The 9,999-nt window shown below is 37.8% G+C and carries 12 protein-coding genes and 1 pseudogene; 2 read left to right on the plus strand and 11 right to left on the minus strand.

Annotated elements, in window-relative coordinates:
* Positions 1-40: 40 nt before the first annotated feature.
* The 9 genes from T357_RS0116145 to T357_RS0116185 all read right to left on the minus strand — a co-directional run bounded on the left by T357_RS0116145 (position 41) and on the right by T357_RS0116185 (position 7,578).
* Complete coding sequence (locus tag T357_RS0116145) at positions 41-2,395, minus strand: PHP domain-containing protein (protein WP_031554850.1); 2,355 nt, start codon at positions 2,393-2,395, stop codon at positions 41-43.
* 113 nt (positions 2,396-2,508) lie between these two features.
* Positions 2,509-3,357 carry a DnaB-like helicase C-terminal domain-containing protein gene (locus T357_RS0116150; RefSeq protein WP_049962513.1) on the minus strand — a complete coding sequence of 283 codons (849 nt, stop codon included), beginning with the start codon at positions 3,355-3,357 and terminating at the stop codon, positions 2,509-2,511.
* 333 nt (positions 3,358-3,690) lie between these two features.
* Positions 3,691-4,056 (minus strand): DUF805 domain-containing protein, encoded by a 366-nt coding sequence (locus T357_RS0116155; RefSeq protein WP_031554854.1) that lies wholly within the window; start codon positions 4,054-4,056, stop codon positions 3,691-3,693.
* A gap of 34 nt (positions 4,057-4,090) precedes the next feature.
* A complete protein-coding gene (locus tag T357_RS0116160) occupies positions 4,091-4,348 on the minus strand; it encodes a hypothetical protein (protein ID WP_031554857.1) in 258 nt (85 codons plus the stop codon).
* A gap of 164 nt (positions 4,349-4,512) precedes the next feature.
* Positions 4,513-4,746, minus strand: coding sequence for a hypothetical protein (locus T357_RS0116165; RefSeq protein ID WP_155991509.1), 234 nt, complete (start codon positions 4,744-4,746; stop codon positions 4,513-4,515).
* A gap of 28 nt (positions 4,747-4,774) precedes the next feature.
* Positions 4,775-5,389: a hypothetical protein gene (locus tag T357_RS0116170; RefSeq protein WP_031554861.1), complete on the minus strand. Its 615-nt coding sequence runs from the start codon at positions 5,387-5,389 to the stop codon at positions 4,775-4,777.
* A 350-nt stretch (positions 5,390-5,739) separates the two neighbouring features.
* Entirely contained in the window at positions 5,740-6,378 is a 639-nt protein-coding gene (locus T357_RS0116175; RefSeq protein ID WP_031554863.1) for an SGNH/GDSL hydrolase family protein, read from the minus strand.
* 94 nt (positions 6,379-6,472) lie between these two features.
* Complete coding sequence (locus T357_RS0116180; protein ID WP_031554865.1) at positions 6,473-6,805, minus strand: DUF3592 domain-containing protein; 333 nt, start codon at positions 6,803-6,805, stop codon at positions 6,473-6,475.
* 71 nt (positions 6,806-6,876) lie between these two features.
* Positions 6,877-7,578 (minus strand): metallophosphoesterase family protein, encoded by a 702-nt coding sequence (locus T357_RS0116185; RefSeq protein WP_031554867.1) that lies wholly within the window; start codon positions 7,576-7,578, stop codon positions 6,877-6,879.
* A gap of 103 nt (positions 7,579-7,681) precedes the next feature.
* Between T357_RS0116185 and T357_RS21515 the strand changes: the two genes are divergently transcribed.
* The gene (locus tag T357_RS21515) at positions 7,682-7,897 is read left to right on the plus strand and encodes a hypothetical protein (protein WP_197027365.1); all 216 of its coding nucleotides are present in this window, start codon (positions 7,682-7,684) and stop codon (positions 7,895-7,897) included.
* 174 nt (positions 7,898-8,071) lie between these two features.
* A complete protein-coding gene (locus T357_RS0116195; RefSeq protein ID WP_031554871.1) occupies positions 8,072-8,527 on the plus strand; it encodes an Hsp20/alpha crystallin family protein in 456 nt (151 codons plus the stop codon).
* Positions 8,528-9,079: 552 nt separating this feature from the next.
* Here the strand turns inward: T357_RS0116195 and T357_RS0116205 are convergent.
* Together T357_RS0116205 and T357_RS21520 are read right to left on the minus strand one after the other, a co-directional pair.
* Positions 9,080-9,391, minus strand: coding sequence for a hypothetical protein (locus T357_RS0116205; protein ID WP_031554873.1), 312 nt, complete (start codon positions 9,389-9,391; stop codon positions 9,080-9,082).
* A gap of 154 nt (positions 9,392-9,545) precedes the next feature.
* Positions 9,546-9,999: pseudogene (locus tag T357_RS21520) on the minus strand (AAA family ATPase); the annotation flags it as partial.

The following is a 9,999-nucleotide window of genomic DNA, read 5'->3' on the forward strand; positions in this document are numbered from 1 at the left end:
AATATCTTTCCTCAATTTCTTCCTGCAAATATAATATCCATTATACCCTTATATCCCTTCGAAACATTTCATCAGCGAGAGTAAGCGCACGAGTATATATTTCCAAATTCGAAAAAGAAGGCTGATCATATGAACTTGGTTTGTCATAATCACCAATGAGTGACAAAACACTTTTCAACACTTCAGGGCCCGCCTTTATCACATCCCATTCCCTACTATCGGCGATGCAATCAAGATATGCCTTATAAAACTGACTTGGATAATTAACCTTATAATATGCCAGCCAGAATCGTATCCGTGCCATACGAATGCATTCCGCACGTCCTGGCATATAGATAATATGCTTTAGGATATATAGTTCTTTTTCGGTAATATTATAAGATTTCATAAGACCAGTATCTTCTTCATCAATACCGGAACCATTGCATATTTTACATGTAATGCGAAACGAACCTGTTGCATCCATCCCTCTTGAAACAAGCAGTTCATATACATCCTCACGATTAGTAATGAGATCATTTCGCTCCATTTCGCACCTGTCGAGCATATCACTTTGAATCCTGTCCCAGGTTCCCTTTCCTCTGCAAAGACCTTCTATGAAAACCATATCTTTAAAGGAATGAATACCAAATCTAAGTATCGGTTCATTGTACTTTTCCCAATATATCCCGGCAGTCCATCTGGGAGCGTATGAAATACTATCGCTTTCAAAGGCCGTCATAGGTGATGAATCACTGAATTCTATTGAAGATACTGACTTTCCAGTCAACTGTTCAAGATTCAGTAATACATCAATCACTTCGTTTGAATCCAGAATGAAAGATGTGAATTCCTTCTGTATTAAAGAATTCCCAAGGAAGTCAGAGACCAGACTGTTACCGTTCCACCTTCTGTCAATAATATTTTCTTCACTCTCCGGCAGAAGATAATATGGAATATCGTTGTATCTCGAAGATTCCTCCATACCTGTGAGAGCCGTTTCTATATGGCTTTTTTCTTCCCAAAATAATCGTTTTCCTGATATACGCTCATATTCATATACCATTTCATGTACTTCTTCATCATAGTAATACATTGGTTTTGTGGCATTGATCGTACTACAAACACCCCTCATTTTTCCTAGCGAAGAAATAATTGTTTCTCTTTGAGACTGAGGAACAGATATTCCCAAGGCAAAATATTCATTGTTAGCAGCCTTCACGAGAAACTCAAAAGGTAAGCCATTTTTGATAGGATCAATAGATGAAATACCTAGAATAAACGCAACCACGCTGTTTTCTAGATCTTCACAAGCCGAATGGTCCCATTCCCTGTTGCTGTGTTTATCAACAGTCTCAGCAAACATCAGCAGTAATTCGGTATATCCGTTTTCAAATATCCAAGTAAGTTCTTTTTCAACACGCTTTCTCGCTACTTCTGTCATTGTACTATCATACTTTTTATGAATTCCGTCGTTGATGTGTGAACGGAGCAGTTCTTCTGCATCATTCCATCGTATATGACAATCTGGGACGAATGTAGGATCAAAGATATCGATCATTTCGGCTATGCTTATGGTATTGTCTATAACAATTTTTTCTGCTTCATCAAACCCAAGATACTGAAATTCTTCCAGAAGTTCATCTGTAGTTCGTAAATGTGCCACCATACCATATTCAGAAATATGATGACCTTCCGTTGCTGATACATCCCCATCGCATTGAAGTACTCGCCAGGTTAGATTATTGTCTTCATCCAGATAATGAAATCCCGAAACAGCTATAACGAGCTTATTGTGATTCTCAGCATATTCAACCAGCCTTTTAGTGTAAGCCTGTACATATTTCCTTTTACGTAGGTCCACATACGGAAAAAGTGGATTATAGTCTGATGGAGCAATTTCAACATAATCCACCAAATCAATCATTCTCGTCAGAGGAGATTCTTTAAGCTCTTTTTCAACATCAGGTTCTTCTTCTGTGAGAATATTATTATCACAGGAATATCCGATCAGGATCCCCTCCCTGTATTTTTTGAGCGCAGAAGTTTCAATTATAGGATAAGCAGAGATCTCTTTTCCAACGGATGATGCTTCAAACAATAAATCCATAAGATTTCTTTTACCAATTCTGTTTTTTACAAGTAATGTTACTCTTGCGGCATATCCATCTTCATTATTTTTATAGCTCAGGCCATAATCAAATTGATTTTGAAGTTGAACGTCCACTCCATAAAAGAATCTGAAACTTTCATCAGTGAAATTTGCTTCATCAATCCATCCTGTAGCGGTATTTACATCTGTAATAGCAAGTCCCAGCAATCCCTTTTCAAAAAGATCATATTTATAATACCAAGGCTCACCAAGACCCACGCTATATTGTGTATACCCCTTTAATTCGTACCTTTCTCTGCCCATTCATGGCCTCCAATTAAGATATTCCTATATTTTTCGCCGTTCCAAGGAATTCTCTGACATCTGCAAAATCAGTCAAGTTACTAGTTTTTGTATGACAATGAAGTTCTGATCTTTCATTCAGATGTATACCCTTTTTTGCTGCTTATAAAAGATAAATCTGTTTGAAACATGGGGATATCTGGATCAAAATAAATTGAAGTTTTAATTCTTCTATGCATTCTATGTCTGGCAACAAAAATAGTTGCTAGATTCTTATCTGCTCTCAAGTCATAGTATGAGCTTCTATATAAAAACAGTATTCTATCAGCAGTTGCTTTAATAATCTTATGTAATGGAAGATCCGAAATCTGAGGAATACGATCTTTTCGCTTTTCAACTGACCTTTTAAGTAGTGATAAAACTAATACCGGGCAATTAAGTTCTTCTGCCAGTTTCTTTAAGCTTCGAAGCTCATCATCTAAATGACTTGTAGAGTTTTCAAATAATTGCAAATAATCAATAATAATGAGGTCGACTCTTTCTGTTTTTCCAATCTCTCTGCATTTTAAGATGAATTCGAAAGGTTTACCGACACATGTATCATCAAGCCATAAACGGGCTTTTTCTACTTTATCAGAAGCATCCTTGATTTTTTCAATATATTCTTCCCCGTCTTTTTCATAGTATTTTACATTTCCATGCATTCTGATAAGTCGATATAATATCTGGTTTGCAGACATCTCAGATGTATAGAAAACACAGCTCTTTCCATCCTTTACGCAAACATTATTAATAAGAGAACAGGCAAATGTCGTTTTTCCCATAGAAGGTCTTGCTCCCATTATTATCAGCTGTCCGTTTGCAAATCCTCCTGTGAAATGGTCTAAGTTTTTAAAGCCCGTTTTTATTCCAAAGAAATTTTCCGTGGTTAGCACAGACTGTTCCGTATCCGTAACAATCTGTTCATTTATTCTTTGCAGCATGTCACTTCCCCCTTAATAAACATCCTCCATAATGTACTTAATATCTGCGACAATTTTTTGTATTGTTGAAAAGATACGTTATTTTGCGTTTATATGCTCCAAACACCATATAATTCGGTTCAGGAAGCTTTTCTTTGTGATTGATAACATCCTTTTAAGATTTCTTTTGAGACTTATACTATCAAAAGCAATGTACATTTTTGGGTACATTTTAAATCGAATAGTAGCACCTGATAACTAAAATAATATGAGCATAAAACAATAGGAAGCCTACAAAAATGTAGACTTCCTACTATAGAGTACCTTCTTTTCCTGATATATTGATACGTTAATTTATATAAGACCTTTCGGGTTAGGCCCCCACTTATTCTCCCCCGGTTGGGAGTCTTTAAGAAACCATAACATCATGAATATCTGACCTGCGACAGGAATAATACAAGGAAGCAGGAGCCACGCGCTCTTTCCTGTGTCATGCATTCTGCGGAAAAGCAGTGCCAGACCCGGAATAAATAAAACTACATTAAAAACATAGATTCCCCAGACGAAGGCTTTTATGCCCGTTGCATGACTGAGACCGCTTAGACTAAAGTTTATGATACACTCAAAAAGATAGTACCACCAGAATTCGCTTCTTCTGGCTCTTCCATTGAAATCTTTATAATTTGTGAGAACTGACCTGATTGCTTCTGTAAAAGACATTTCTTTTCTCCTAATGTTGTTTCCTATTCCAACATCAAAGTGCTATTTCGGGATACCAATGATCGTACGTGGTTCCGTTTACTTCGTATCTGATAAGATATTTCCATCCGCCGGGAGTATCTTTTCTGTCGGTAACATGTCCTGTTACGACTGTAACAACACCTTCATCATTTGCAAATTTAATGTTTACCTGGTCGCCTATCTCATACTTTGGACCGGATATGTCACTATTTCCGCCTGTTACAGTTGCCATCATCTCATCACTAAGTTCGATGTTCTTGTTATCTGACATTTTGATTTCCTCCTTCATAGAACTCGTTTTTTATCGCTCTTAAGAATCTTCCGTTGATTCTTTTATTCCGCTTGTTGATGATTTGACTTTACTATGGCAAGGCAATGTTTACAATGATTTCTGCCTATTCGGTCGTTTTTAATGTCTATTCGGTCATTTATCTATCAGCTTTCCTCGTTCTGTACTTCTTTATTGAAATCCGTTATCAGCTTCTTAAGCTGTGAATTCATATCAACGCCTGCCCTATCGCATGACGCAGAGAATTCATCCATTAGATCTCTTTTGATCTTAATATTTCTGTATTCACTTGCTTCTTTATTTTTCTCATCTCTTCTCTTGAGTATTTCCCATGTGACAACCGTAGCAGTTGTTGTAACTATCGTTCTAAATATATCCATGATATTCATCCTTTCGTTCCTTGTATTGTTAGCAGATTGATAATTTGAGGAGATTGGAATCTCCTTTTTCAAGTAACATGAAAAGTTGTTCTACTCTTCTATGCTGGCGCTTTCTCTGAGCTTTTGCTTCATGACGGGCATATTTCTTACTTGAGAACCTGAAATTCTTCTCGCCACGCTCCATGGCAGCTTTATACCTGTCATGCTCATATATGTAGTTGAGATAACCACTGATAGTATGGCTAGATTGTGCATCGACTTGCCTGTGATAGGGTTCGTTCTCCGGATGATTAAAATCCACAGGCGCTGAAACGGTATTTCTATGGTAAAGCACTATATCCTCAAATCTTTTTGAATATACAAGTTTCCAGCAGCCAATCTCTGTTTTTACATACAAAACACCATCTATGAACTTGAAATCCATCTTTTTGTTTTTTCTATAGTACTCGATGGTGTTTTGCTCTGTTCTGTAATGGTATGACATTGAATTACAACATTTACAGATGCGGTATCTTCTTATCTGAGCATCTTCCTTGGCTAAAGACATACGGTTCTTTGGGGACATCATTTTTACATAGTGACAATTCGGCTTGTGGTAAATCCTGCTGTCAGCATCCATGCTTAAGACTCTTTCGGTTTTCATAGGAATCCTTTCCTGCCAGTTGGCAAATTGTGTAAACGACGCTGAGTAATGTGTGATTACTCTTTCAATGATTAAAGTCTACATCATGGCAGGTTGAAAAAAATGCACATAAATATAGAACGAATGTTTGCGGTATTAGAAAAAAACCGATCTATCATTGGAACTAAAAATCCTTCACCTAAACCAGAATTCTGTTTTAGGTGAAGGATTTTTGGGCTTTTCAGGCACAAAAACGCGCCAAAATGGTTAAAAATAGTACTTAGGTGCAGATTAAAGGGACACAGAGTGTACCGGTTCGAAAGTCAAGGACTTCTTTAAAACAATTTTCAAGTAGACCTATTACGGAGCCTTTAACAATTGTTAGAAATGATAGTCTTATATAGTGCTTCAGCTAATGCCTCATGCCCCTCCGGAGCCAAATGTAAAGAATCTTCCCTTGAGGGTTCTGCGTAGTCTGAAGCTTTCAGGAAAATACAATCCTTGTCTTCGGCTATCTTTTTATAGTACTTGGGGAAGCTTCGGGAGCTTTCTATAGCATCTTCATCGTACTTTTCGCTGAATGGAGATGATTTTATCCCTTCGCCTATTTCCGGTGGAGATACCAAAATGATTTTTGAGATAAAACCCTGTTTATCAGCGGTAAACTCCCTGATGATATCAACAAGCTTTCCGGCACCCTCTGCTATCTCTTTAACTGATACATTGAAACAATTTTTAAGATCATTAGTCCCGAGCATAAGTATAACTATGTCTATCGGCTTATGTGTATTAAGGCAGGGCCTCAGATATGGAAGCCCGTTTTTCCAAGGCTCTGTTGGATCATCGAAAGCAGTTGTTCTTCCGTTACAGCCCTCTTCTATCACCTTGTATTCTTGTCCGAGTAATTGCTGTAATCGCCCTGTCCATCGGATATCGGAAGGATATCTTAGCCCACTGCGAGGGTCAAATCCATAGGTATTTGAATCTCCGTAGCATAATACTGTCTTCATTTTAAAGCCTCCATTAGTCTGTAATAATTAGCCACCGCCCACGACCTTTGACAATCTAATTAATTGTAGAATTCTACATATTTTGGGATTTTGATTATTCTCCGGCACTGAGCACATAGGTCGGATTTTTCGTAGAATACTTGATTCGTATCTTATTTCCCTGCTGAAGTGCATGAGGCTGGGGACCAAGCTTTGCTTCTACAGTTTCACCCTTTTGATTCTGATACTTGACGTAATAGGTATAGGTGTATTCTTTTTCTTTGTAGTTATCACTCTCCTTATCTTCGTTGATACTGGAGTGTTCTTCTACACGCGATACAACCGCCTCGGTTTCAATTCCATTCTTGCTTATATCCTCATCGCGTTTCATGGATACAATTGCCCATATAATAAATCCAAAAACTATAATTCCTACAAGAAAAGCCATTTCTAATCCTCCTATAAACTGTTTTTTATACTTTCAAATCTAACTTGCATATATATATATATATATGATCCTTAGGCAAACTGCCATGTCTTCTCAAGAGTATCGACGAAAACAAACCTTTGGTCACCGTACGGATTCCCGTCTCTATAAGTTGAAAAGTTATCGAGACTAAGGAGATTACCTTCCTGAATAGCCGAAATTACCGGAGTGTGTCCGACCACCTGAAGATAATCCTTATCATATAATCTCATGGCACCACCCTGTGGTCTTGCCCATAAGGGACTGTTATCTTTCCATAGATCTTCTTTTCGCAAGGAGTTAATTTTGGATATCATGGAATCCATATCCTGTTCTCCATATCCGAAATGCTGGATCACGAAACTCTCCGTGAGTCCTCCGTGACAAAATAGTGTTTTGTCAAACCTATGGATATATTCTACATGACCAGGTTTCATCACTTTTCTTAGGTTCTCTATCCCATCTACCACAGTGTCTCTTGCTAGAAATGAGAATCCTGTTTCCATGGCATACCATAGATAGCTGACGTCATGATTACCGTAGCACCAATATGTTTCCGGGTGCTCTTTTACAAAGTCAATTGCGACATCAAAGGTTTCCTTATAAAGGGCAATGTTCTGTCCCTTTCCCCAATCATCTACAAGGTCTCCCAAAAGAACAATGGCATCATATTGATTTTTAGATAAGATTTCCGATGCTTTTTCAAACATCCAGGGTTTTAGGTGTATATCGGGTATTACAAATATTTTACTCATATATTTTTTATTAATTATTAGCAGAAGACTATAGACGTCTTTAATATTATACGCACAAATGCGACAATCCGCTAATAAACTTGACATTATTGCAAAGAAAAGAATGCATCCTGACGAGAAAGAAAAATTTACCACTTTTGCGGACTTCAGTACTATAGTGGAACGAGTCAGAGAAAGCGAGCACGGATACATTTCCTCGATATTCCATGTCTTGCATAAGGATGGGTACTATAAACCGGAAGAGATTGTAGTGATGCCGATCCCGGGATCCGGAAGTAAAGAGTTCCTGTTTTGCGTAAAGATGTATTGCGAAATGTGATAAAGCAGAAAACACAAAATGTTCACAGATATTATTAGCACTCTCTATTGACGAGTGCTAATAATAGTGATATAACATAATCAGAACAAAGGAACAGAGAAGATCAGAGCTGATCCAAACCCTCCTTCCCTTGCTCAGAAACATAAAATGTTATTGAGTAAAGGAGGTATCATTATGTTAGTACCGAGTATTTTTGGAGAAAACCTGTTTGATGATTGGTTCGATGCTGATTTTCCACAGTGGCCTGAATTCAGGGATCTGGATAGGGCAGAAAGAAGGCTTTACGGCAGGCATGCGGACAGGCTGATGAAGACAGATGTCCATGAGCATGACGATCATTATGAAGTAGATATTGATCTGCCTGGATTCAAAAAAGAAGAAATCAAATTGGAACTGAATAATGGTTATCTGACGGTTGGTGCTTCCAAAGAGCACGATCAGACAAATAACGGTAAAGCAATCCTCAAGGAGCGGTATTCCGGTTCGATGAGCAGAAGCTTTTATATTGGAGAGGGAATAAAAGAGGAAGATGTACATGCGAAGTTCGAACATGGCGTCCTGCATCTGGAACTTCCGAAAGAAAAAGCACCGGAGGTACCGGAAAAGAAACTGATTCAGATCGAAGGATAAATACAGAAGTCTAATATTTATGGAGGTGTCAAACCATCTGGCGAGACGCCTCTTTTTTTGAGAAAAATGTTATCGCCTTTATTCAGTTATTTACCTTTCGTGTTAAAGAAGGCTCTTTGCTGTCTTACTTTTGCTGCTCAATAGTGCAAATATAAAAGAACATGATATGTTCCTACAAACGCCTATCTGCTAAAAATGGCCAAAAAACCGTTGATATGTTCCTGAAGGGCATCGGACGAACAGAAAAACCGTAGATATGTTTCTGAAGCCGATCGGACGAACGGACAGAGGGTAGTTGATATGTTTCCGCAAACGGGCATGTACTATGTGACAGCAAAATCGTTTCCTCGTGCCAGTAGGAATGTTCACAACTCAGTTGCTGGAGTTTTTCAGGAATCATAGAAATGTTTTGAAATACACAGTAAAGATCGGCGGAGCCCTGATGATACTGATGGGTGCCATGATGTTTACGGGAATCTTCATTTCTTTTTCTCCTTATTACTTGGCTTTTACAAAGCAATTATGATTGAGGATTCTTGGTATAATCTTTCTTTAAGGCTCCTCTGTGAGAGTTCGGATTATTTTTTGATACATTCCTTCCCCACAATTCTTTAAAAAGAATTCGTAGTGGCATGTGAGGATATCTTTCTGCCCGATCTTTCGCCATCGGCCATTTATCTTCTGCTGAGATTCAACTGACAGCGTAATCATCGGTGTGTATCCAGTGTCATCCCCGTCGAAAATATGGAGAATATTCCTTTTGTTATCGGAGAACTCGACTTCCATCACATTGTTGTCATGTGTTCCGTTTTCTACCTGTTCTTTAAGGTAAAATAAAGGTTCTAGATTTTTCTTGATTATCATTCATCGCCTCTTTAAATTTCTTTCATATTAATTATGGGAATATTTTTTCTCTGATTTGTATTTTTCTCAAACATTTTGAGAAATATTTTTCTCATAATAAAAGTGGCTAACTCTCATGACTTAGTCACGAGAGTTAGCCACTATGCTTCAAATATTATTTGAACAATTCTTCTCCAGTGATGACTGATTGCAATTCGCTTGAATACTCGTTTTCTACAATGCCGTAATTGGTGATCAAAGTCGCATGAATAGCATGTTTAGTCTTACTTTCAACCATATAATCAGATATCTTACGCCGCATGTCTTTATCAAATGCAGCATCAACTCGATAGTCTGCTTTTGAGTACTTTGCTTCACATACATTGGTGATTTGATCATCTCTCACGATAAGCAAATCTATCTGAGATCCTTGTAATCCCTTCTTCTTATCAGCATCACATTTCCATGCATTTACTTCCGCATGCACTCCTGAAATTCCTAATGCAGCCTTGATCTGAGGTACATGTTCCAGGCAAACACGTTCAAAAGCCACACCACTCCATGCATTTATACTAGGACTGTTACTTTGAACCTGCCAATAATGATCATCAAATGAATTATTTTTTAAA

The sequence above is a fragment of the Oribacterium sp. FC2011 genome (assembly GCF_000701645.1).
Lineage (GTDB): Bacteria > Bacillota > Clostridia > Lachnospirales > Lachnospiraceae > Oribacterium.